Genomic DNA, 23,233 nt, shown 5'->3' with positions numbered 1-23,233 from the left:
AGCCTGGCTGGTTTTGTTGATGCGTGGTTGCCATGACCCACCTGTACGACAAAACTCCGTACAGAGCTACCGTCTATTGAACGCATGTCAGACCGCGGGCTGCCAGCCGCCGAAAACCAAGGACGAACAGCTAGACCTTCTGGTGGGAGCGTATGGAGGCGACAGCAAGGACGACTGCCAGAAGGAGGGGGCAGGAGAGCAGAATTATAAAGAGGGTCGATTCTCCCGCTCCAATGGAGCTGAGGAACCCTAAGACATCGCCCGGTCGCAGGTCCATGTCGACGCCTTGCAAGACCTCCTTGCCATCGAAGGTCTGCGCGATATTCCCATCACTAAGCGTGACTGTCATAACTGCCTTTCTAACATACTCTCGGTATGTTTAGGGGATGCTGAATGATCTCTACGGTGTTTGGTTGGTTTGCTGGTTGGTTGTTAGTTGTTTGCTGGACTGCCTGGCTGATCAGCCTGGCTTGCTTGGCTCCCAGCTCTCGTCCCTACGCCTTGCCAGCCGCGCGGTTACTGCCTTGCAGGCCGCCGTAAAGGTCGACCGCAGCCTGGATGACTCCTTCATCAATGACGGGAACACCGATGCCATCGAAGATGGTCTTGAGCAGCCGGAACTTACGAGCGACCTCCTCCTTGGCCATGGCCGTCAGACGAAGGCCGATCCACATGTTCAGGAGCAGGAAGAGCACCTCGGCCACATCGTCAGGGTCACAAGGCTCGATGGAACCGTCCTCAATACCCTCCTGAATGTAGGGGCCGATCACTTTGGCAATCCGGTCCATGCTGTTGAGGTACATCTCCCCCACCATACGCGGGCTTTTGAGCATGGCCTGGGCCGAATAGACGACCTCATGGCGGCTGTAGGAACGTAAGGATATGACCAGTTCGTTGCGCAACTTCTCCAGGCCACTGTTGCCAGGCCAGTCGGCCCGCCAATCCTGACCCAGGAAGTCATCGTCGGCCATCCGCTCGGTCACGGCCTCAAAGATGGAGGACTTGGAGGGGAAGTGATAGTAGATGGCACCCTTGGTCATACCGCCCAGGCCGTCGACGATGTCACCGATGCTGGTGCCGTCGTAGCCCTTCTCCAGGAAGAGCCGTTGAGCCACATCCAGAATCCTCTTGCGGTGACCCTCAGGGTCCTTCTGCGTGCCCATCCACTACCTCCATGCCTGGCAGCAGCCACGATTGCCCAAGGGCTGCCACTTGAGGTGGAGGGCCCTTGCCTTCATACAACATACCATTGGTATGTTCGTCTTGATCAGGCTAGCACTGATACCCTTCTGCTCAAAACTATCGAGTGCCTGCTGCCATCAGGAATAGTTCGATGAGGAAACCAAGGACCCAGCACACAGCCGACAGCAGGTTCCCCTTACCAGACAGGACAAAGGCTCCTCGCTGGTCACCGTGTGCGAGCCTGCGGCAGATAAGCCAGTACAGTACAGCCAGGAAGGCCAGCAGCGCAATGCCCGCCACCGCCATATACCTGTAGGCCCCTGGCCCCCAACCCGCTTCAAGGAACTGAACGACAGCCACGGCAAAGGCCGCCAGATAGACCATATAGACGGAAATCCGCGCGCCCTGCTGCCCCACCATGGTGGCATAGGTGCGCTTACCGGAACGCCTGTCGGCATCAATGTCACGGTAGTTGTTGAGCATGAGCAGACCGACGGCGTTCAGGCCCGCGCTGACGGCCCCCAGCACCCCAGCCATGGTCACGCTGCCAATCATGAGGTACTCGGTGCCCAAAGTCGCAACCAGGCCAAAGAAAATAAAGACGCTGACCTCACCCAAACCCATATAGCCGTACGGATGCTTGCCTCCGGTATAGAACCAGCCAGCCAAGAGGCAGGCAAGCCCGACGAGCACCATCCACCAGGCTCCGCTCAAGGCGAGGGCCAGCAGACCAAAGACGCAGGCAGCCACAGCGCTGACAGCAGCAGCCATCAGTACCTTGCGGGGGGCGACGCCAGAGGCGACCAAGCGCTGGGGCTTACCGGAAACAAGCTCCTGGTCGCCCCGCTGGTCATCCGTGCCCCTGATGCCATCCGAATAATCATTGGCGAAGTTTGCGGCTATCTGAATGCAGAGGGCAAGCAGAATGCAGCAAGCAAGGATTATCCACATACGCGGCCCCACAGCCCGCTGCAGCAGCATCCTGGACCCTTCCGCATCACCGACAGAGCCGCCGGCCCGACCATGGTCCTGCAGGGCCTGCCCTATCGGCAGCAACGCCGCCGCACCACCAATCAACACGGGTGCCACCGACGCCGGCAGGGTCTTGGGCCGCAATCCGTTGATCCACAGTCTCACATTCATGTCGGCAGCCTCCATCGCACGCTTTCATCCATTAGCCTGGCCGGAACCCCGACCAGCAGCCCAGCCAGCATCTCACCAGCCCCAGGCCGTCTCAATACTAAAACCGGCCGCCAACAGCCCCCTCCTGGCACCCATCGGATCACTCTCAATGCTCAGCGGCAGCCCGCATGGACTTCCGGTAGATCGCAATCTTCGTATCCAGGAACGCCTGCTGCTCCGCAAGCATGTGCTGGCGCCCTTCCAACAGCCCACGCTGCTCCTCAAGCATTTCCAGCCGCTGGCGCATAGTGCCATCACCCTCCTCACGCAGCCGGGAGTACTCATCCACCTGCGCCAATGGCATGACGACTTGCGGGATCCGATGCATGAAGGATATCCACGCCACATCACCATCGCCATAGTCCCGGTAGCCCTCCGGCGAGTGCTTGGGTTTGAGGATGCAGCGCCGCTCGTAGTACCGCAAGGTGGATATGGGCATGCCCGTTCGCTACGACACCTCATGAATCCGCATGGAACCCCTCCGTTTTGCCCTGAGCCTTGGTTCAGACCATACACTGTGGAGCGTTTGGCATATCCACACTTAAGACAGAACAGGAAAGAAACATCAGCATGGAACAGTCACGCTTTGAGGAAGGGTTGGCAGCGCTCGCCACCCTCGACGGTGCAGGCGGGCAGAAGGTCATTGATTCCCTACAGGACATTGCTCCGGATCTGGGACGGCGGATTGTTGAGTTTGTCTTCGGGGACATCTACAGCAGGCCAGGGCTCAGCCCGCAGCAACGCGAATTGGCGACCTTGGGCAGTCTTGTCACGCAAGGTGACACAAGCCGCAGCACAAGGTGCACATCCAGGGGGCCTTGGATGTAGGCCTGCGCAAGGACTCAGTCGTGGAGACCATTCTCCAATGTGTCTCCTACGTCGGCTTCCCCCGCGCCATCAACGCCATCACCACCGCCCGCGAGGTCTTCAGCGAGAACTCAGCCCTCATCAAGACCGGTCGGATGCATTCCCGAACGATACAAGTCCACAGGCGCAATTGTTAGTTTGAGCACATTGGAGGGGTGCTGACAGCGGTATGAAGGCGGGACTGGGATTCCCACACGAAAGGTTGGTATATTGGTGGGGATTACTTGAAATTGTGGACTAGGGATCGGAATCGGTATGGGTGACGGGCAACGGCAGATGTTGCGCAGGGGCATGCAACGGGTCGTCGAACGGCTTGAAGCGGAGGAGACCTCCGTGGAACCCTACAAGGATGTCTACCGCCAGCTGCTCGGCAATCACGGCAAAATGATTCGCGCGTCCCTGGTCCTGCTCTTCGCCAGGGCCCAGGACGAGGAAGGTGGCGGTTCCGCTGCCAGACCGGCCACAGACCAGGCCCTCCACGCCTCAATCATCAGCGGCGCCGCAGCCATTGAGATGCTCCACCTGGCAACCCTGGTTCATGACGATGTGCTGGACGACGCCGCCATCCGCCGCAACCAGCCCACAGCCCACACCGTCGTAGGCAACAAGGCGGCCATCTATCTTGGCGACTTGATTCTCTCCCGCTACATGGAGATCATGGCCACCATCGCCCCCAGCACCGAATTCGTCAGGCAGCAGGCCTCTACCGTCTGCGAGATCGTCGGCGGCGAGCTCCTCCAGGAATCAGCCCGGCACAACACTTCCATCAGGACCGACTACTATGGTCGGGCCATTCGCGGCAAGACCGCAGCCCTCTTCCGCCTGGCCTCCCAGACCGGCGTCGAGCTGGCTGCTGGTGTATCCGGCGCGAATCCTGCCTTGCTGGATACCGCCGCCCGCTTCGGTGAGCACTTGGGCATGGCCTTCCAGATCATGGACGACATCAGCGACTTCGACCTGGCCCACGATTCCGGCAAGCCCAAACTGGAGGACATCAGCGAGGGCATCTACACCCTGCCGGTCCTGCTGGGCCTCGAGGCCGAGCCGGCCTTCGCAAAGACCCTGGAACGGAACGACCCTCAGCTGGTCGTCGACTACCTCCAGGCCCACCCCGATTTGATCGCCTCCAGCAAGGACGCGGCCCGCGGCCACCTGACCGATGCCAAAGACCTCCTGTCCAAGACCGCCATCAACCCCGGCACCGCCCAGCTCCTCACCAGCTTGGTCGACAAACTCACCAAGCAGCTCTGAGACCTCCCGGCGTCATACGCGCTCCGCTATCATCAGCGTCCCATCCCACCCCCGCATGGGCTACATGTAACAACATACGTGTCAAGCCCCCACTAGCGTACGTTTTGGCACAGTAAGGTGGGCGGAAATCGCTCTTCGTCAGCATTACCTCAACAGCGCATTTCCAGTGTGACTTTCAACGTATTACACATGGGCGTTTCTTATCATCAAAGTTCGACACACCGTAAAGCATAAGGGAAATGCGACAATCACCGGCTTCGGTAGGTCCAGATACCAGCATTGACAGAATATGCAAAGTGTGATTCTCTGAGTACCTACGTTCACTGAAACGAACGCAATCAGCATCACAGCAATGACACAAATAATAATAATTCAACGGCGCATTGGCACCCGAGAGGAAGATACCATGACTGGTATTCAACGTTCTGAACCAGGAGAACAGGTACTGACCACACCCCCTTTGGATGCTACGGCCAGTGCGAACCTAGCTCCCGACACCGGCAAGCCCTTAAGTAAGATTGCGAGTATTCGCTTTGCCTCGGGCTTCGCCCTCGTTTCCATTCTGTGGGCGCTCCCGTTCTTCATGGGTTCAAGCGTGTTGCTCCCACACATCTTCGACGGCATGGCCGGCATTTCAGCAGAAGGGGCTATCGGCACAGTCAACTCGGTCAGCGCCATCTTCTCCCTGCTGGCCAACATAATATTCGGCGCACTTTCCGATATGTCTCGCTTCAAGATAGGCAAGCGCACGCCTTGGATTATAGTGGGTGGCATCATCTCCGCAGCAGGCTACGCCATCGCCTTCAACAGCCAGAGTTTCATGATTATAGTAGCAGGCTGGTGCGTGGTCCAGGTTGGTTTGAACTGCATCATCGCCCCCGCCGTCGCCGTGCTCTCTGACCGCATACCCGAGCTTACTCGTGGCACATTCTCCGCCCTATACGGAGCGGGGATGATGGTCGGCCAACAGATGGGTACTTTCGTAGGGTCCTTCTTCCTGTCGAATCCGAACGCTGGCGCAATCGTGGGCACGACAATCTTCTTCTTCTCAGGCATCATCGTCGTGTTGGTCTGGCCGCGCGAGACCTCAGCAGCCTCCAACGCCACACAGGTGTCTACCGGCAAGATCATCCATTCCTTCGTGCCACCCACCAAAAGCTGCCGAGACTTCTACCTGGCTCTGGGTGGCCGTCTTGTATTCATCATCGGCACATTCATGATCTCCGGCTACATGCTCTTCATCCTGCAGAAGTACACTCACTTGAGTTTGGAAGACTCACAGACCGCCCTGCAGATTATTGCCGTCATCACGCTTATCACGACAATCGCAGCCGCGGCAGTATCAGGCCCACTCTCAGACTTCCTCCAGCGCCGCAAAATCATCGTCGCAGCAAGCACCGTGCTATTCGCCATCGGCATGGCTTTCCCCATCTTCATGCCCACCGCCACCGGTATGTATATTTACGCCGCCCTGGCAGGCATCGCCAATGGCTGCTACATGTCGGTGGACCAGGCCCTCAACGTGGACGTGCTGCCAAACCCTGAAGAGGCCGGTAAGGACCTGGGCATTTTGAACCTGGCGAACACGATAGGCCAGGTGCTTGCACCGGTCTTCACCACCAAGGTCATCGCCATAACTGGCGGATACCAGATGGTCTTCCCAGTAGCCATCGTCTTCCTACTGATAGGCACCTTCTTCATCATGGCTATCCGCAAGGTGAAGTAGGGAAAACCCGCAGCCATCGAGGAATGCGCCTACACTATATCCCAGTATTCTTTAAAGAATCGTATTTTAGCAGCACTCCCCCGGATCCTGAGAGCAATACAGCTCGTAGCAGCCAGGGGGCAGAAAGGAACATCATGACTGAACAGACACACGTGAATGTGACTGACCTGAGCCTGCAGGATGAGGCATCACTGACGTCCGGCTCGGATTCCTGGCATGTCCAAGGCCTGCCCGAACAGGGCTTGGAAGGCTACATGATCACTGACGGCCCTTACGGCCTGCGTAAGGCTAAAGACTCAAAGTCCAATGACGTGTACGGCTCTGTGCCAGCTACATGCTTCCCACCAACCGCAGGCCTGGCCTCCTCCTGGAATCCTGAGCTGACCGAGCAGGTTGGTCAGGCCATGGGAGAGGAATGCGTGCAGGAGAAGGTGGCCGTCATTCTTGGGCCCGGCGTGAACATCAAGCGCAGCCCCTTGGGTGGACGCAACTTCGAATACTGGTCGGAAGACCCGGTGCTCACCGGCCACCAGGCCGCCGAACTCGTCAAGGGCGTGCAAGCCCAGGGCATCGGCACCTCGGTAAAGCACTTCGCTGCCAACAACCAGGAAACCGAGCGTCTGCGCTCCAGCTCCGACATGGACGAACGCACCCTGCGCGAAATCTACCTGCCAGCCTTTGAATACATCGTGAAGCATGCCAAGCCCTGGACTCTCATGTGCGCCTACAACCGGCTCAACGGAGTATTTGGCTCGGAGAACCGCCGACTACTGACCGACATACTGCGCGATGAATGGGGCTTTGATGGCATCGTGATGTCTGACTGGGGGGCCGTCCACAACCGTGCCGCAGCGCTTGCGGCAGGCCTGAATCTTGAGATGCCCCCCTCCAGCAGCGATGATGAGGTGGTAGCAGCTGTGCAGGCCGGCACACTGGGCAAGGACCAGCTGGACGCAATGGCCCAGGGCATGATTGACCTGCTGGAAAAGGCCAAGCCCGCCATGTCTCGAGAGGGCTACCGCTACGATGTTCAGGCCCACAATCAGGTTGCCCGCCAGGCTGCCTGCGAATCCGTGGTCATGTTGAAAAACGATGACGGTATTCTACCCCTGCACAAGGGCGAGAAAGTGGCGGTTATCGGCGAGTTTGCCCGCACACCCCGCTACCAGGGCGGCGGTTCCTCCCACATCACACCCACCGTCGTGACCAATGCCTTAGACGCATTCAAGAGCGCAGGCTGGAATGTTGACTTTGCTCCCGGCTTCACCCTGGACGATGCGCCCCAGAGTGAAGATTTGACCCAGGAAGCCCTGTGCGTGGCACAGTCGGCGCAGAAGGTCGTGCTCTTCCTGGGCTTGCCTGAAGATGCCGAGTCTGAGGGCTTTGACCGCACCAGTTTGGATATGCCGGCCAAGCAGCTAGAGCTCCTGGCCAAGATCAGCGAGGTCAATCCCAACACTGTGGTGGTGCTCTCCAACGGTTCCGTGGTCAGCCTGACCGAGTGGCTGCCCCAGGCCAAGGCTGTGCTCGAAGCATGGCTCCTGGGCCAGGCCGGCGGTCAGGCCATAGTGGACTTGCTCACCGGCGAGGCCAACCCATCGGGCAAGCTGCCACAGACCATTCCGGTCCAGCTCAGCGATGACCCCACCGTCATGAACTTCCCCGGCGAAGAGGGGCACGTGCGCTATGGCGAAGGGGTTTTCGTGGGCTACCGCTACTACGACAGCTTCAAGAAGCCGGTGCTCTTCCCCTTCGGCTTCGGTCTGTCTTACTCCAGCTTTGAGCTCAGCGACATTACTGTTGAGCACACTGGCAAGAATGCTGTGCAGGTGCGGGCTAGGGTTACGAACACGTCGGCGGTGGATGGTGCACAGACCGTGCAGGTCTACGTGGCGCCCGGAGCCTCCCGCGTTCAGCGCCCCTCTCACGAGCTCAAAGCCTTCCAGAAGGTGTTCCTGAGGGCCGGTGAGTCCAAGACTGTGTCTATGGACTTGAGCGAACGCGACTTTGCATACTGGTCGCGGACCATGAACGACTGGCATACCGAGGCCGGTAGTTATGGCATTGAGCTGGCCACCTCTTCTCGTGCAATCGTCAAGCGTGTAGATGTGACCATTGAAGGCGACGATAAGGTCTTCCGCTTGAACGAGGAATCCAGCATGTTGGAGTGGGAGGAGGATCCGATTGGGGCTCCCATTCTGAGCAAGAAAATGGAGGAATTGGCAGCGGATGGCGTTCACCTTCCAGACGATCCCAACACCATGATTCTCTTCCGCACGATGCCCATGGGCACGGTCGTCACCTTCAGCGGCGCTGACGGTCGCCAGGTTACACGCGACTTGATAGCCTCCTACAAGGCAGCAATGTCTAAGTAACCAGTGACTCACTCAGCGGGTGAGTCCAAGCAGTAAATAAGGTGAGGCCTGTTGCAGCACATGCAACAGGCCTCACCTATACGATGGAACCACCTTGCTCCTCACCACCCATTAGGCAAACTCACCAAGCAACTCTGACTGTTGCCGTATACAGCCAGCAGATTCAAGGGTTTGCCGTATTTCTAAGATCAGCGAAATGTGTTTTGCTAATTGAATTCGACCCAACACGCCAGGATTCTTCCACCTGTCTTATAAACTTGGTACGGTAATCGTCATCGTTCGGCCCGGCTTTCTTTACGGAAGCTGCGGGCCGGATCTCTTTCGTGGCCAAGAGGACCGCTGAAACTTGACAGCAAGCCCTATGCCAGTCTCGAGGAGCAATTGGTCATTCTCGAACGACACGGTCTCAATATTGATACAGACCCTTTGCCGAGCAATGGCTGTCGGCCGTTGGATACTATCGCTCAGCGGATATTCGTACCCTTTCAGGAAAACCAACCCTAAGCATGCAAACGTCAGGGAAGAACCAGAACGGCTTGAGGCATTCGAACCGGGAACATGTTGTATGGATATTGCATCCTTGTATGAGTTTGACAGAAAACCCCGCACACTTATACACGACGGGATAGAGCGCGTCTAAATTGGTATGCCTGCCCATTTATCGGACGTCCTAGGGAGCCACGATCCACTAGCTCACGAATCTGCCCGCTTCCTAAGACCTGGATTCAACTACATTGATTGGAAGCAAAGCGTCATTTCTAAACTTAGTCGCAGCGCCAAAAGCGACGAGGCGGTTAAGCATCATATACAGCACTATGATTCGGCCATTTCTGTCTGGCTGCTGCTCGAGGTGGTCGATTTCCGTGATTCATCAGTGCTCTTTACTGGTTTGACTGACGATGACCAACAGGCCGTCACCACTTCCCTTGGCTTGTGTATCCATTACAACGACCCAAGGCGCAACCCATTCTCCTCATGGCTCAAACAGCTCACCATCGTCCGCAATACGGCCATGCATCATGCTCGCCTTTGGAATCGCGGTTTCATCCCCGTCAGCTCAGCAGCATTCTCATCGACCCCAGGCTTTTACGTCTTGCCAACCGGCCAAAGCGAACATATCCTCGGCGCTTTGACAATGATTTCACACCTGCTGGCAATCTTATCACCACAAAGCAGTTGGCCCGCAAGGATAAAAGATCTCATCACCAACGATTTATCACATATTCCCCATAGGTATGATACTGAATTAGGATGCACCAGCAACGGGGCTACCAGTCAGTTATGGCAGTAGTTCATTACCGTGACACCTGGGAAGGCTTTGGATAAACACAGCACTCTTAATGGCCTCATGTAGCCGATGAATGTTGCAATTCCTCATCCGACAGACTCGAAAGCTGTTCAGATTCAAAATCCACAGCTTGTACAGCATACGTTTGAGACATGTTTCTACTGGCTGTTATGAGCAAAGTGACTAGACCCGCTAAAGTACAATTTCCTTCTGTCTCAAGCGTATGTTCTGTTGTCATTCAGCCTTTCGTTTATGCGTATTTTGCGACGTTTAGGTGCAAGACCAGCCGAGACGGGCTGGGGCTGGACGAACTGTTTGGGCTCGGCTTAGCGACTCAGGTCGCCTACGTCCAGACGGTAGAGTTCGCGGAAGCGGGGGTTGGTCCGGTAGAGGTCGGCGGGACGGCCCTGCATGGCAATGGCTCCGTCCTCCAAGAAGATGACCTGGTCGGCTGATTCCAGGCCTTGCAGGTGGTGGGTGACCCAGACCAGGGTGCGGTCCTGGCAAGCCTTGAAGACCATGGACATGAGCTGGCGCTCAGTGATGGGGTCCAGGCCGATGGTGGGCTCATCAAGGAGAATGACCGGATTCTCCTTGAGCACGATTCGGGCCAGGGCCAGGCGCTGACGCTGACCGCCTGAGAGACGCTGACCGGATTCCTCGACCGGGGTGTCGATGCCCAGGGGCATGGCGGCCACCAGCTGACCAAGCCGGACTGCCTTCAGGGCAGCCCAGACCTGCTCGTCACTGGCCTCAGGGGCACCCAGGCGCACATTGGCGGCGATGGTGGTGTTAAAGAGGAAGGGCTGCTGGTTGAGGTAGCCGAAGATGTCCGGTCTTTGCTCTTGCAAGGCGGCAACTGACACCCCGTTGACCAGTATCTGGCCACTTTGGGGCTGCAAATCACCCAAGAGCAGCTGCAGAATCGTCGTCTTACCCTCTCCGCTGGGTCCCAACAGAGCCACTTTCTCCCCCGCCTTGATATGCAGGGAGAAGTCTTCGAGCAGGGCCGGCTGACCAGGGCCGTAAGAGAAGGTCACATGGTCGAAGTCCACGGTCTGGACGGGGCCGGACAGCTGCTGCTGGACCACAGGCTCCAGCTGCCTGGATTCGACCCGGTCGCTCAGGTCATTCAAGTGGCTGAGGGAGTCTGTATAAAGCGGCACCTCGGCCACGGCCTGGGCGACCACAATGAAGCAGTCGATCAAGGGGAAGAGGGCCAGAACCACGGCGGCCGAGTAATCAGCCAGGGACTTGGAGGAGGTCATGGTCAGGTCAGACCCAACCAGCAACCCCACGGCCATAACCGCAAAGATCATCTGAATGACACAGTTGCGCCAACGCTCGAAGCGCTTCTGCCGGGCCTGGGAGGCCAGGGCTGCGGCGAACTCCCCGGCGCCGGTCTCCATGAATTCCTGCTGCCGGTGGGTGATGACCCAGTCGGACAGGCCCAGGTAGGACTCGGTCACCTTGGTGTATTGGCTCTGCTGCAGGGCCTTCTCGCGGGCGTAGAGCCCATCGGAAAAGGCCAGGGACACCAGCGGAATCAGTATCAGTACCAGGGCGAAGAGCACAAAGAGCAGCAGCGAAGCCGTCCACGAGAAGACACCGACCGATATGGTGACCACAATCCAAACCAGGTAGGCCACGATGGTGGGGAAGATGGTCCGCAGGTAGAAGTTCTCCAGATGGTCCAGGTCATCGGCCAGCATGCCCAGTATGGAACCGGTCCGCTCGTGCTCAGTCAGGAAGGCGGCATCTTTGGAGAGGGTCCGGTAGAGCTGGACCCGCAGCTTGGAGACCACTTGCAGCACCCAGTTGTGGCTCTTGATACGCTCCAAATACTTGAAACTGGGGCGACCGATGCCGAAGGCTCGGGTCAGCACGACCGGCACGTAGACGGCGAAGATATTGAAAGGCTGGCGGGCCGACCGGTTAATCAGGAAGCCTGACGTGAACATGAGTCCTGCCGCGCACACGAAGGTGATGGTGCCCAGAAAGAAGATGAGGGCCAGCAAACCCTTGTTCTGCTTGAGATAGGGCCAGAACCAGTGGTCCTTGTGCCAGATGCGCAGGTAGTTGGTCCGGCCTTGGGACTGCTCTTCCCCGGACGATGTGTCTGGGGGAGTAGGTGCGGCCATGGGGTCCTTAGATATTGCGGTATCCGTCAATCTGGTTCCCTCCCATCTCGTCGATCAGCTGGTCCAGGGGGCCGCCCTGCCCAATCAGTTCACTGGGTTTGCCTTGGGCCACAATCCGCCCCCGGTCCAGCATGATGACCTGATCCACGTCGGCGAGCCAGTGGAGCCGATGGGTGGCGAAGATGACCAGGTGGTCCTCCATAATGGGCAGGAGGGTCTGTTTGAGTTCGTATTCGGTCTCGATATCCAGGTGGGCCGTGGGTTCGTCGAAGAGCAGGATGCGGCGGGACTTGTCCAGGATGACCCTGGCCAGGGCGATTCGCTGGGCTTGGCCACCGGAGATGCCACGGTTTCCTTCCCCGATATGGGTCTCAAGCCCCTCAGACAGGCTTGCCAGCCAGTCGCCCAGCCCTGCCTGGTCGGCAGCCTGCATGACCGCCTGGTCGTCGGCATTCTGCACATAGAAGCGAATGTTGTCGGCGATGGAACCGTTGAAAATGTATGGGGCCTGGGGAATATAGGAGATGTGCTCCTGCCAGGCCTGGGCGTTGAAACTCTCCAGCCTCTTCCCATCTAGCCGGATGCTGCCGGACTGGGGTATGTTGAAGCCCGCGAGCAGATTGACCAGGGTCGATTTGCCGGCGCCTGACCTGCCGATCACAGCCAGCTTGGTATAGCCGTGCAGACTTAGGTTCAAGCCTTCCAGGGCCCCGGTCTGTATGGGAGCCGCGGCCTGCGCCCCGTCACGATCACTGAAGATGACCGGCGTTGGAGCCGCCTGGGCTTGCTGTTCAGCAGCCTTGCCACCGGTAGCCGCGATGACCTTGTCGGCGATGGTCTCCTGGGCAGACTCGTGCCCGGTCATGCCTGTGTCGGCTGCCCTACCTGTCTTGCCGGTCACTGGCTTCTGGTCGTTGCCAGGATGAACATCCGCTTGGGCGCCGACGTCTTGGCCACGTTCGCCACTTGCCTCAGTTACTAGGCTGTGGCCGTCAGTGGATTGCTGTGGCCCACCGGACACCTGCGGCTCATCAGCCGCATGGGTCCCACCAACTGCGGGTACCGCATCCGCGTCTCCAGCCGTTCCCTGGGCAGCGGCAATCGCCCGACCGGCGGCATCCCGGCTGACGCCGGCACCCTCACCCACCCCTGCGGATTCGACCTCGTCTCGGACAGGGTAGGCGAACGACAGGTCTTGAATCTCCAGGTTGCTATCAGCCTGCCAACCATCCCAATCCAGATTCCTACGCTCCGGTTCAGGCTGATCGAGCAGGGCCATCATGTCACCCAAGGCGTTCTTGCCGTCGAGAGTGGCGTGGTAGTCGTCGCCGAACTGTCGGATGGGCAGGAAGTAGTCGGGAGCCAGAATCAGCGAGAGCATGGCGGGGAAAAGGGCAATGCTGCCATTGATCAGGTCATTGCCCAGAAAGACGGCCACAATGGCGATGGCCAGGGTGGTGAAGAAGTCCAGGGCAAAGGTCGATGTCAGGGCCACACGGATGACGGACATGGTCCGCTTGCGGAAACGCTCACTGACATTGAAGATCTCGTCCTCATAATCCTGGTTCACACCCAGCATCTTGAGGGTGGGCAGGCCAAGGATGGTATCGACGAAGCGGGTGTTGAGCTCTTGGAACTGGGCGTATTGCTTGTTGGATCGGTCCCTGGCGGCCAGCCCCAGGATGGCCATGAAGAAGAAGAGGAGGGGCAGCATGAGGAAGAGGACCAGTGCGCTCAAGGGGCTCTGGGTGAGCACCACAAGGAGCACCATCACCGGTATGAAGGTCATGTCCATCATCTTGGGCAGAACCGTAAAGATATAGGTCTTGACCTCGTCAAGACCGTCAATGAGCATGGTGACCGTGGACCCGGTCCCCCGCTGGCTCAATCCAGCAGGTCCAAGGGCGAACACCTTGCGTTGGACCCTTGGCCGCAGCTCAGCCACGATCTGATCGGCATAGCGGGTGGCCACATGCTGCTTGGCCACCTCAATCAACTGCCGCAGACCAAAGGAAAGGAAGAATACAAGAACCGGCCAAAGCAGTGAGTTCAGTCCCCTCAGGTTCCAAATCTGCACCAGGACCCAGGTCAATCCGCTTGCCTGCCCGCCGATGCTGAGCCCTTGCCCTATGGAGAGCAGGGCCAGCAACGACAGGGTGCGACGGATGCCGGCGAACTGGAACAGACTTTTATCAATCACTGAAGCTTCCTTCAATCACACTGATTCAGCCGGTTCTATCGCAACGGCCTTATGCCGTTATGCCCGACCACTACCGTACAGCGGCAGCCTTGCGTACAACTTCGACCTTCTCCTGCTTGGATGCGTCATCGGGGACCAGGCGCTTGCGCTGGATGTAGTAGCTCCAGACAATGTAGGCCAGGACGATGGGCAGCAGGCAGCACAGGACGACGGTCATGATCTTCATGGTGTAGGGCGAGGCCGAGGCATCCTTGATGAGCATGCTCATGGAGTCGTCCTTGGCCACCATCACCCGCGGGAAGATCCCGTTGAAGATGAAGGCGATGATGGACATGAGGGTCAGCCCGGAGCAGGTGAAGGCCCAGCCGCCACGCTTCTTGAAGGCCGCCACATGGCCACCAATGGTGAAGGCCAGGATCAGGACCGTGATCAGCCAAGTGGACAGGGGCCGCTTGCTATAGAAGTCGGTGAAGACCATGGACAGGATCACGAAGACCACCAGGGCGGGGTAGGCGATCCAGTAGGCCTTCTCGGTCACGTTCAGCATTCGGCGGGAGTCGTCACGACCGAGCTTGAGGCTCAGGAAGTGCAGACCATGCACGAAGCAGAAGAAGACCACGGCGATGCCGCCCACCACAGAGAGCCAGTTGACAACACCAAAGAAACCAATCCAGGCGTTGCCTTCCTTGTCCATGGTGACCCCCTGGATCATGGAGGTCAGCATCATGCCCAGGAAGAGGGGGGCACACAGGGAGCCGATGAAGTTGGCCATCTGCCAGACCCCACGCTCCCTATCGGTCACGGCATGCCCGGCGAACTCGAAGGAGACACCACGCAGGATCAGGGCGACCAGCACCAGGAAGAGGAGGATGTAGTAGCCCGAGAACAGGCTTGCGTACCAGAGGGGGAAGGCAGCGAACATGGCTCCGCCTGCGGTGATCAGCCAGACCTCGTTGCCGTCCCAGTGGGGGCCGATGGCCCTCATGTACAGGGCGCGCTCGTCGCCGTCCTTGGCCACCACACGGGTTGCCATGCCGACACCGAAATCGAAGCCCTCAAGCAGGAGGAAACCCGCGAACAGGAGCCCGATGACAAAGAACCATAAACCTTGCAGGATGGTCATGCTAGTGCCACCTTCCTTTCAGAGACGGAGGCAGGAGTCTTGACACTGATGCTTCCATAGGCGTCCCCGCTTTCGTCATAATCCGGCCCCTGATGCAGGGTGCGACGGGTGTAGAAGATCATCACCGCGCCCAGAACCAGGAAGAGCAGGAAGTAGACGATGCAGGTAAAGAGCAGGCCCGGGACCGTGGAGGTCGGCGAGACCGCATCAGCGATGGTTTGGTAGCCATAGACGATCCAGGGGTAACGACCAAGCTCGGTGACCAGCCAGCCCGAGGTTGTTGCCACGAAGGGAGAGAAGGTCAGGATACCCATGACCCAGAGCTTCCAACGACTGGTCCAAAGCGTGTTCTTCTTCTTTCGGGTAAACCAGAGCACCAGAATGGAGACGAGGGCGAATCCGAAGCCGATGCCGACCATGAAGCGGAAGACCCAGAAGAGCACGGTAACAGGAACGTAGTAGTTCATGTCCTTGCCGAACTTGGCATCGTACTTCTCGTGCAATTCCTTGTTGACGGTCTCCATGCCCTTGACGGCGCCACTGTTGGTGCCGTAGGCCAACTTGCTCATGGCGCCGGGCACCTCAATACCCTTGACCGTGTGGTCCTTCTCGTTAATCAGACCAACGAAGGTCCAGGCGGCGGGATCGCCGGTGTCCTTGTAGATGGCCTCGGTGGCCGCCAGCTTCATGGGCTGGTCGTGGACGATGTACTTACCTTGCAGATCGCCGTAGGTGATGACGCAGATGGATCCAATCAGACCAAGGATGGCGCCAATGCGCAGGGACTTGGTGAAGAGGTCGACCTTGGCTGCCTGGCTGCTGTCGGCTTCGACGGCTGCGACATCCTTCTTGGACTTGACATGCATGCGCAGGAGGCTCCAGGCGGCGCAGCCCATAAGGACGAACGCACCGGTGCAGACCGCCGCGAAGAAGACGTGGGGGAACTCAATCCACAGCTGCGGGTTGGCCAGGACCGCCCAGAAGTCGGTCAGGCGCACGTGGCCTGTGGCCTGGTTGATCTCAAAACCAACGGGGTGCTGCATGAAGCTGTTCGCAGCCAGAATCCAGATGGCGGAGCAGGATGACCCCAGGAAGGTCAGCCACATGAACGTCACGTGGACGGCCGGCTTGAACCGGTCCCAGGTGAACATCCACACACCGATGAAGGTGGACTCCAGGAAAAAGGCCAGCAAGGCCTCGATGGCCAGGGGGGCACCAAAGATGTCACCCATGAACCGGGAGTAATTCGACCAGTTCATACCGAACTGGAACTCCTGGATGATGCCGGTGACGACGCCGACGGCAAAGGACAAAAGGAAAACCTTCGACCAGAACTTCGCCATCTTCTTATAGACTTCATCCTTCTTCACTACGTAGATGGTCTCCATGATGGCCACAGCCAGAGCCAGACCGATGGTCATAGGTACGTAGAAGAAGTGGAAGATCGTCGTCATCGCAAATTGAACTCGCGATAACCCTAGAACTGTCATTTCTTACTTCTCTCTGTTATTACTTGATGTCACATCACCGCAGTGAATGATGCGAGTGTGACGATACTCTGTCACCGTTACTCCAGGCCCCCCACTCAATGCGCGGAAACCATAATATCGTGGGCCGGTCTACCTAACGAACAGCACAGACCGGCGAGGTTGGCCCTAGTTGCTCTCCAGCATATTACTGACCTTGGCCAGCTCCAAGACAGAGCGATCGTTGACGATCTTCTTGACGACACCGACAATCGCGCCTTTGAGCTTCCAATGCCCCATCATATGGATGTCGGCGATGCCGGCCTGGGGGCCCAGTGAGCAGACGGTGCCCACGGATTTGAAGTCGAACTTTGAGGTCTTGCGACCTTCGAGCAACGCCGCGAGATTGGCCGCTGCAGTGTCGGCCTGGGCGATGGAAATCTGCGCCGTGGTCGGGTAGAACCTACCAGTGGATGGGTCGGGGACTGCACTGACGTCACCGATCAGGAACTCCTCAGGGTGGCCCTCGACGGAGAGGTCATCCTTGACCACCACGCGGTTGCGCTTCTGGTCGTAGCCGGAATCGGCGATAACATGGCTGCCACGCACACCGGTGGTCCAGATGATGGTGTTGGCCTTGAATTCCAGACCATTGCTGACCACAGAACCAGCCTTGACCTCAGTGATGGGTGTGGAGGTATGGAACTCGACCCCGCGCTTCTTCAAGTAGTCGACAGCCCAGGCCACCATCTTGTCATCAAACATGGGCAGCACCTTGGGGGCCGCCTCGATGCAGTAGATCTTTATCTTGTCGGCGGGCAGGCCATAACGCTTGACCAACTCGGGCATCCGGTACACCAACTCACCCAGGTACTCGATACTGGTGAATCCAGCGCCGCACACGGCAATATGCAAATCGTTCTCGTCATGGCTGTGACGGTAGGAGGCCAGGGTGTGTTCCAAATGCTCTCGTGCCGCAAGGGCCGTGTCGATGTCGATCAGGGGCCAGCCGTTCTCCTCGGCACCCTTGATGCCGAAGGTCTCGGACTCGAAGCCCAGGGCGTTGACCAGGTAGTCATAGACCAGGGACTCGTGCTTCTTGAACGTGACGACCCTCTTGGCCTCGTCGATGCTCACGACCTCGTCAAGGATGAATTCGACTCCAGCCGGAAGGGACTTCTTGATGTCGAAGCTGACGTCAGCCGGTTCCTTGGTTCCCGCAGCCACCTGATGGAGCTGAGTTGACTCATAGTGGTAGGGATTCTTGTTCACCAAGACTATACGCGTGTTAACATTCGAGTGTGCCAATCGTTTGACCGTGCGCAGACCCGCATAGCCAGCGCCTAATACTGCAATCGTCTTCATATAATTCACCTTTTGATAAACACCGTTGTCATGGCGAATTCGCGGACCTTCAGTGCAACCGATACCAATACTGCACATAACAATCCACACCGTCATGACCTAGCTTACAGTATATAGGCTCGGCCATTGGAGTATTCGAGACAGGCCCCAGGTTCATGGCAATATAAGCTTGTTTGTGATATATGACACATTGGCCGGCAGATGATGCGCTGCATCTGACGCATAACTGCACACTCACCCTTACGGTACATGCAAGCGGTGCGCACAGGGGGGCTCGAACCCCCACGACCGAAGTCACAGGAACCTAAATCCTGCGCGTCTACCAATTCCGCCATGCGCGCCTCAGCCAACAATCTACCATGCCGGACGGATTGCAGCGTCATCTGCAGCGACGACGGCAGTGCCGACTGCCCTGAAGGCACCAGCCAACATCCGGCCATGCGCTGGACCTGGCAGCCACTGGCGGCATACAATGGCCAGCCTTCGCCCCAAGTACAGGGTGGAGGTCAGGGCACGACCCCAATTTTGCATACAGTTCCGAGGTCACCAACCACATTGGGCGGAGATCAGACTTGCACAAGTAAGGAGACAGGGTGGAAGCAATCATCCAGCCAGCCGTCATGCTTCTGATCGTCGCCGCCGGCTATGTCCTCAAGAGGATGGGGCTCTTCAGACCGGACGATTACCGGGTATTGCAGACCGCTGAGTTCAACCTGGTCCTGCCGGGCACCATCATCTACTCCTTCGCCACCAACGAGCACGCGGTCAATCTCCTGTGGATCTCGGCCTTCGCCCTCCTGGCCGCCCTGACCCCGACCCTACTTATCTACCTGGCCACGGTGAGGCGGCCGGTGTCCGACCGGGCCTTCCTCATGCTCAACGGGTCAGGCTTCAATGTTGGCTGCTTCTGCTTTCCCATGCTCCAGTCCCTAGTGGGGCCGGCGGCCCTGGTGCCCGCAGCCATGTTCGACATCGGCAACAACATCATGGTTGCGGCCGGCACCAATGTCATGACACAGACCTTCCTGCATATCAAGCCCGGCAAACCCCTGAGCGAGCAGAGTCCTGGCAGCGCGCCAACCCTGCCCCACAGTAAGCCCAAAGACAGGGATGTCCGAAGGCTCCAAAGAAGGGCCTTGGTAGGCAACATCGCCAAAGGGTTCCTTGGTTCGCCATCCTTTGACGTGTACCTGGTCATGATCCTGTGCATGGTCCTTGACCTGCATCTTCCCCACTGGATGGCCCTGGTCACCCAGCCATTCTCTGCAGCCAATGCCCTGTGCGCCATGCTCATGGTCGGTATGCTCATGGAGTTGCCCGACAGCAAAGGGGACCTGTTGTCCGTTCTGGAGGTCCTCGCGTGGAGGCTGCCCTGCGGTATAGTCTTCGCTGCCTCGGCCTGGTTCCTCCTCCCCTTCGACCCCATGACCAGGCAGGCCGTGGCCCTGTGCTGCCTGGCCCCGACCGCGGTCTTCTCGACCATGTTCACCGACAAGGTGCTCGGCAACGCCAAACTGGCCGGGTTCACCCTTGCCCTGACCGCAACCATCGGCATCGTGACCATGACCCTGGCACACCTGCTCATGGGTTGACCCTTTCAATCACACGTTTTCATCCACAAGGCAATTCCCTGCTTGCGTGCGAACACTGATGTTCGCCATACCGCCGCTTTGCGATCCGACTAGATATTGCAACCGCCTTATCGTCATAACCAGCATGTCGCTAATACTCATACCACAACGGGCGATGTCGTTTCCGATGGATACATGATTCATCCTTGGCAAATGTCTCAACAAAGTCTTTAAACCATTTGCTAAATCACTGTGGCCACCAAGGTGGCCCACTTGAACACGAATCTACTTAGACACCAGCGTGACAGGAAATACGTACAGCCGTATACAAACCGGCGGACGCATAGCGTCCTTGTCGTCTCCACAAAAGGAGATGATAATGAATAACATAATCGAATTCTGTGAATTGGTCTTCAATGTTTTCTGTGAGCTAAATGGTCTCGACACCCAAGACAGCTGGCAGCAGAATATCATACTAATGATCATGGCGTTAGTCAGTGATTTCATCCATGACCTCATCCGAAGCTTTGTTCGCCGCATACACTCGTACCTGCACACTCTTCTGAGACAGCGCAGGAGGAATTCCATTCGGGCTCATCACGCAACTCGGAATAACTGAATTGGCGGTGAGCGGGGTTGGTAACGACCCTGCTCACCGGCACAATCATGCTCCAACTATCAGGTTCTTGATGGCTGGCGCCAAGGCCTTAACGGCTTTGCCACGGTGGGAGATGGCGTTCTTCTCGGCCGGGGTCAGTTCGGCGGAGGTCAGGGACTCGTCGGCATCCTTGGCCCGTGCTGGCTGGTCGTCAGGCACGAAGATGGGGTCATAGCCGAAGCCTTGGTCTCCTCGCATCTCCCTGATGATGAAGCCGGTCATGCGGCCCTCCTCAACCGTTTGGCTGGCCACGGCGTATACGGTGCCGCCATCTGCGGAGCCCTCCTCGGCCTTGGGGACCACCAGGGCCGCCGCACAGCTGAAGTGGGCCTGGCGCCGGCCGTCGGGAATGTCTTCGATCTGGGCGAGTAGTAGGGCCATGTTGGCACGATCATGGCCGTGGGCACCGGCCCAGCGGGCCGAAAGGATGCCCGGAGCGGCACCCAAGACATCAACGACCAGGCCGGAGTCGTCGGCCACAGCCGGCAGACCGGTCCGCAGGGCCACATCCTGGGCCTTGATCAGAGCGTTTTCCTCGAAGCTGACACCGGTCTCCACCGGATCAGGCAAACCAAGGGAACCAGCCGAAACCAGTTCGATATCAGCTGCCGTATCTCCCAATTCATCCTGGAGGATATTGCGCATCTCCACCAGCTTGCCCTCGTTATGTGTCGCCACAACAATCTTCATGACCGCTTCCTTCCTTATTAATGCCAGTATCTATGTGCTTACCCGACATTCGCCTTGCCAACAGTCAACTGCACCATCCCGGTCAGAATCTGATCAGCCAATGACGGCCAAACCACCGGATCGCAGCACCGCGCGTATGCCGAGCCACCGACTGCCGATTGGTGAATCGTCAAACTTCCGGGCCACCGAACCATCGACCCCCACAAACCAGCGACCTCCGCACCGCCGGCCACAGACCAGAGGGCTGATTACCGGGCATAAGGCCACTGGCTTCCAAACCCCTAACCACCGGACCAGCGACCGCTGCAATGCAGGTCCAGACCAAATCGCCAGATCACCAGGCCGCCGGGATTCTGAACCACCAGGCCAGCGACCACCAAACCAGTGGACTACCAAACAGCGGACCACGAACTGCCGGACCACCGATCATCGAACCACTGAATGCCAACCGGCGAACGATACATCGCCAACCGGTGAGCAGCAAGGCCGTAAAACCTCCATCATCCCACCAGAACCGGCAGGCTCAGTCCTTGGCGAGCGCAGCCCTTTGGGCCGCCTGAAGTTCCTTGTTACCCTTCTCCGCCAGGTCAAGTAGGGTCCCCAGCTCCTGACGGTTGAAGGGACGATGCTCGGCGGTCCCTTGAATCTCAATGAAGTCGCCGGAACCGGTCATGGCCACGTTCATGTCCGTCATGGCCTGACTGTCCTCAATATATGGCAGGTCCAGCATTGGTGTGCCGTTGATGACACCGACCGACACAGCCGACACAGCATCCTTGAGCACCTTGTCGGCGGAGTGGATCAGCCGCTTGGATTCGGCCCAGCGAAGGGCGTCGACCAGGGCAACGTAGGCTCCAGTGATGGAAGCGGTGCGGGTGCCACCGTCGGCCTGAAGAACATCGCAGTCCATCTGGATCTGGTTCTCACCCAAGGCCTTGGTGTCGATGACGCCGCGCAGGCAGCGACCAATCAGCCGGCTGATCTCATGGGTGCGACCACCGATCTTGCCCCTGACGGCCTCACGGTCCGTCCGCTCCGAAGTGGCCCGGGGCAGCATGGCGTATTCAGCCGTGACCCAGCCCAGGCCGGAATCCCGGCGCCAACGGGGCACGCCGGCCGTGAAGGTGGCGGTGCACATAACGCGGGTGCTCCCGCACTCGATCAGGACCGAACCTTCCGGGGCGTCGGTGAAGTGGCGGGTGATCCGTACCGCGCGCAGCTCGTCAACCGCCCGCCCATCGGGGCGGATCACCTGCGAAGTCTGCAACATATCTTTGATTTCAGCCATACTCCCAACCTATCACCAAGCTCAGCCCGGGACTCGGACCAGTATCGGCCCCAAGACCGCAGAAAAGCAATACGAAGTCGAGGGTCAGCGAACCCTTCCCAACAAGGGTTTGGCCGGCAGGATATGGTCAATGAGGAAGGCCACCAACCCCAGACCCGCACAGACCGCAAGCAGCTCAAAGACGTTGATGCCGAACTGGATCCACCCCAGGGCCGGAAGATCAATGAATGCGTAGGGATAAGGGCTGCCACCGGCCGCTGGTCCAGAATGTGGCCACAGCTGGGCGCGAATGACGACGAAGGCCAGGTAGGCCGGAAGGTAGACCAGCCAGCTGAAGGTGTAGTGCCACTTGAAACGGCGGTGGGGGTCGCACAGGAGGAAATCAGTGAGAGTCATGATGGGCACAACATAACAGAGGACGGTGGTGGCCATGATGCCCCAGACCAGAGGTAGGCTTTGCTGCTTGTCCGCCGGCATGAGGAGCAACGACGCCAGCAGGGTAAGGATGGCATAGACCGTTAGGCAGCCCTTGAGCCAGGCCGGGGGTTGGATTCCTTTGAGCAGGCTGGCGGCACCGGCCCACAGCATGACCAACCCCAGCAAGAATCCGGCTTGGAAAGAGAAATAGGTCCAGCGCGATGGCGTCTGCCAGGCCTGGTAGGTCCCCACAAAGCACAGGGCCGCGATGGCCAGCCTCCATAGTCCCGCAAGAAATCTCATGCAATCCAGCATAGGGCAGGGGCCACGTAGGCCGGCACAATCCACCCCGCTCCTAACCGACTCACCATAACTCCCTATATTCATCCCTAGCCCGCACCCGCGCAGGCATACCTCACCCCCCTCCAACGACTCACCCCAAC

At 58.4% G+C, this 23,233-nt stretch carries 18 protein-coding genes, 1 tRNA gene and 1 pseudogene; 7 read left to right on the top strand and 13 right to left on the bottom strand.

Annotated features, from left to right (window positions below):
• Positions 1 to 130 precede the first annotated feature (130 nt).
• From CRD60_RS06625 to CRD60_RS06610, 4 genes are all read right to left on the bottom strand, one after another.
• Positions 131 to 349, bottom strand: a complete 219-nt coding sequence (locus tag CRD60_RS06625) for a hypothetical protein (protein ID WP_113860505.1) — start codon at positions 347 to 349, stop codon at positions 131 to 133.
• A 145-nt stretch (positions 350 to 494) separates the two neighbouring features.
• Positions 495 to 1,163 carry a TetR/AcrR family transcriptional regulator gene (locus CRD60_RS06620; RefSeq protein WP_113860504.1) on the bottom strand — a complete coding sequence of 223 codons (669 nt, stop codon included), beginning with the start codon at positions 1,161 to 1,163 and terminating at the stop codon, positions 495 to 497.
• Positions 1,164 to 1,299: 136 nt separating this feature from the next.
• Positions 1,300 to 2,325, bottom strand: a complete 1,026-nt coding sequence (menA, locus tag CRD60_RS06615) for a 1,4-dihydroxy-2-naphthoate octaprenyltransferase (protein WP_161522204.1) — start codon at positions 2,323 to 2,325, stop codon at positions 1,300 to 1,302.
• Positions 2,326 to 2,470: 145 nt separating this feature from the next.
• Positions 2,471 to 2,803, bottom strand: a complete 333-nt coding sequence (locus CRD60_RS06610) for a MerR family transcriptional regulator (RefSeq protein WP_113860502.1) — start codon at positions 2,801 to 2,803, stop codon at positions 2,471 to 2,473.
• Positions 2,804 to 2,934: 131 nt separating this feature from the next.
• On the opposite strand from CRD60_RS06610, the gene CRD60_RS09460 reads away from it, so the two are divergent.
• The 6 genes and pseudogenes from CRD60_RS09460 (at position 2,935) to CRD60_RS06580 (ending at position 9,874) form a co-directional block, all read left to right on the top strand.
• On the top strand, positions 2,935 to 3,192 hold the full coding sequence (locus CRD60_RS09460) for a carboxymuconolactone decarboxylase family protein (RefSeq protein ID WP_201737234.1): 258 nt from the start codon (positions 2,935 to 2,937) through the stop codon (positions 3,190 to 3,192).
• Positions 3,165 to 3,368: a carboxymuconolactone decarboxylase family protein gene (locus tag CRD60_RS09305; RefSeq protein WP_269088609.1), complete on the top strand. Its 204-nt coding sequence runs from the start codon at positions 3,165 to 3,167 to the stop codon at positions 3,366 to 3,368. Before CRD60_RS09460 ends, CRD60_RS09305 begins: the two co-directional genes overlap by 28 nt.
• A 118-nt stretch (positions 3,369 to 3,486) precedes the next feature.
• Positions 3,487 to 4,482 carry a polyprenyl synthetase family protein gene (locus tag CRD60_RS06600; protein ID WP_113860501.1) on the top strand — a complete coding sequence of 332 codons (996 nt, stop codon included), beginning with the start codon at positions 3,487 to 3,489 and terminating at the stop codon, positions 4,480 to 4,482.
• Positions 4,483 to 5,077: 595 nt separating this feature from the next.
• Positions 5,078 to 6,208 (top strand): MFS transporter, encoded by a 1,131-nt coding sequence (locus CRD60_RS06595; RefSeq protein WP_236630885.1) that lies wholly within the window; start codon positions 5,078 to 5,080, stop codon positions 6,206 to 6,208.
• Positions 6,209 to 6,342: 134 nt separating this feature from the next.
• Positions 6,343 to 8,583, top strand: a complete 2,241-nt coding sequence (locus CRD60_RS06590) for a glycoside hydrolase family 3 C-terminal domain-containing protein (RefSeq protein WP_113860499.1) — start codon at positions 6,343 to 6,345, stop codon at positions 8,581 to 8,583.
• Positions 8,584 to 8,944: 361 nt separating this feature from the next.
• Positions 8,945 to 9,874, top strand: a pseudogene (locus CRD60_RS06580) (Abi family protein).
• Between the two features lie 323 nt (positions 9,875 to 10,197).
• Here CRD60_RS06580 and cydC read toward each other — a convergent pair.
• The 6 genes from cydC to CRD60_RS06550 form a co-directional block, all read right to left on the bottom strand.
• Complete coding sequence (gene cydC / locus CRD60_RS06575; RefSeq protein ID WP_113860496.1) at positions 10,198 to 12,012, bottom strand: thiol reductant ABC exporter subunit CydC; 1,815 nt, start codon at positions 12,010 to 12,012, stop codon at positions 10,198 to 10,200.
• A 7-nt stretch (positions 12,013 to 12,019) separates the two neighbouring features.
• Positions 12,020 to 14,212, bottom strand: a complete 2,193-nt coding sequence (locus tag CRD60_RS09150; RefSeq protein ID WP_236630884.1) for an ABC transporter ATP-binding protein/permease — start codon at positions 14,210 to 14,212, stop codon at positions 12,020 to 12,022.
• Between the two features lie 70 nt (positions 14,213 to 14,282).
• Complete coding sequence (gene cydB, locus CRD60_RS06565; protein WP_113860495.1) at positions 14,283 to 15,335, bottom strand: cytochrome d ubiquinol oxidase subunit II; 1,053 nt, start codon at positions 15,333 to 15,335, stop codon at positions 14,283 to 14,285.
• Positions 15,332 to 16,825, bottom strand: coding sequence for a cytochrome ubiquinol oxidase subunit I (locus CRD60_RS06560; protein ID WP_113860494.1), 1,494 nt, complete (start codon positions 16,823 to 16,825; stop codon positions 15,332 to 15,334). The genes cydB and CRD60_RS06560 overlap by 4 nt, the downstream gene beginning before the upstream one ends.
• A 165-nt stretch (positions 16,826 to 16,990) precedes the next feature.
• Positions 16,991 to 18,166 carry an NAD(P)/FAD-dependent oxidoreductase gene (locus CRD60_RS06555; protein WP_113860493.1) on the bottom strand — a complete coding sequence of 392 codons (1,176 nt, stop codon included), beginning with the start codon at positions 18,164 to 18,166 and terminating at the stop codon, positions 16,991 to 16,993.
• Between the two features lie 259 nt (positions 18,167 to 18,425).
• Positions 18,426 to 18,507: transfer RNA gene (locus CRD60_RS06550), tRNA-Leu, on the bottom strand.
• A 252-nt stretch (positions 18,508 to 18,759) separates the two neighbouring features.
• Here CRD60_RS06550 and CRD60_RS06545 point away from each other — a divergent pair.
• Positions 18,760 to 19,758, top strand: coding sequence for an AEC family transporter (locus tag CRD60_RS06545; protein ID WP_113860492.1), 999 nt, complete (start codon positions 18,760 to 18,762; stop codon positions 19,756 to 19,758).
• A 643-nt stretch (positions 19,759 to 20,401) separates the two neighbouring features.
• Here the strand turns inward: CRD60_RS06545 and CRD60_RS06535 are convergent.
• From CRD60_RS06535 to CRD60_RS06525, 3 genes are all read right to left on the bottom strand, one after another.
• Positions 20,402 to 21,085: a non-canonical purine NTP pyrophosphatase gene (locus CRD60_RS06535; RefSeq protein WP_113860490.1), complete on the bottom strand. Its 684-nt coding sequence runs from the start codon at positions 21,083 to 21,085 to the stop codon at positions 20,402 to 20,404.
• 523 nt (positions 21,086 to 21,608) lie between these two features.
• Positions 21,609 to 22,373, bottom strand: a complete 765-nt coding sequence (gene rph / locus CRD60_RS06530; RefSeq protein ID WP_113860489.1) for a ribonuclease PH — start codon at positions 22,371 to 22,373, stop codon at positions 21,609 to 21,611.
• A gap of 84 nt (positions 22,374 to 22,457) precedes the next feature.
• Positions 22,458 to 23,093 carry a Pr6Pr family membrane protein gene (locus tag CRD60_RS06525; RefSeq protein ID WP_113860555.1) on the bottom strand — a complete coding sequence of 212 codons (636 nt, stop codon included), beginning with the start codon at positions 23,091 to 23,093 and terminating at the stop codon, positions 22,458 to 22,460.
• Positions 23,094 to 23,233 lie beyond the last annotated feature (140 nt).

The sequence above is a fragment of the Bifidobacterium aemilianum genome, from assembly GCF_003315635.1.
GTDB classification, from domain to species: Bacteria; Actinomycetota; Actinomycetes; order Actinomycetales; family Bifidobacteriaceae; genus Bifidobacterium; species Bifidobacterium aemilianum.
This window is presented reverse-complemented; position numbering and strand designations above follow the sequence as displayed.

What these genes read in the sequence shown, in the direction of transcription:
- CRD60_RS06625 (WP_113860505.1), bottom strand. Translation starts at nt 349, where the DNA reads ATGACAGTCACGCTTAGTGATGGGAATATCGCGCAGACCTTCGATGGC.
- CRD60_RS06620 (WP_113860504.1), bottom strand. Translation starts at nt 1,163, where the DNA reads ATGGGCACGCAGAAGGACCCTGAGGGTCACCGCAAGAGGATTCTGGAT.
- menA (WP_161522204.1), bottom strand. Translation starts at nt 2,325, where the DNA reads ATGAATGTGAGACTGTGGATCAACGGATTGCGGCCCAAGACCCTGCCG.
- CRD60_RS06610 (WP_113860502.1), bottom strand. Translation starts at nt 2,803, where the DNA reads ATGCCCATATCCACCTTGCGGTACTACGAGCGGCGCTGCATCCTCAAA.
- CRD60_RS09460 (WP_201737234.1), top strand. Translation starts at nt 2,935, where the DNA reads ATGGAACAGTCACGCTTTGAGGAAGGGTTGGCAGCGCTCGCCACCCTC.
- CRD60_RS06600 (WP_113860501.1), top strand. Translation starts at nt 3,487, where the DNA reads ATGGGTGACGGGCAACGGCAGATGTTGCGCAGGGGCATGCAACGGGTC.
- CRD60_RS06590 (WP_113860499.1), top strand. Translation starts at nt 6,343, where the DNA reads ATGACTGAACAGACACACGTGAATGTGACTGACCTGAGCCTGCAGGAT.
- cydC (WP_113860496.1), bottom strand. Translation starts at nt 12,012, where the DNA reads ATGGCCGCACCTACTCCCCCAGACACATCGTCCGGGGAAGAGCAGTCC.
- cydB (WP_113860495.1), bottom strand. Translation starts at nt 15,335, where the DNA reads ATGACCATCCTGCAAGGTTTATGGTTCTTTGTCATCGGGCTCCTGTTC.
- CRD60_RS06560 (WP_113860494.1), bottom strand. Translation starts at nt 16,825, where the DNA reads ATGACAGTTCTAGGGTTATCGCGAGTTCAATTTGCGATGACGACGATC.
- CRD60_RS06555 (WP_113860493.1), bottom strand. Translation starts at nt 18,166, where the DNA reads ATGAAGACGATTGCAGTATTAGGCGCTGGCTATGCGGGTCTGCGCACG.
- CRD60_RS06535 (WP_113860490.1), bottom strand. Translation starts at nt 21,085, where the DNA reads ATGAAGATTGTTGTGGCGACACATAACGAGGGCAAGCTGGTGGAGATG.
- rph (WP_113860489.1), bottom strand. Translation starts at nt 22,373, where the DNA reads ATGGCTGAAATCAAAGATATGTTGCAGACTTCGCAGGTGATCCGCCCC.
- CRD60_RS06525 (WP_113860555.1), bottom strand. Translation starts at nt 23,093, where the DNA reads ATGAGATTTCTTGCGGGACTATGGAGGCTGGCCATCGCGGCCCTGTGC.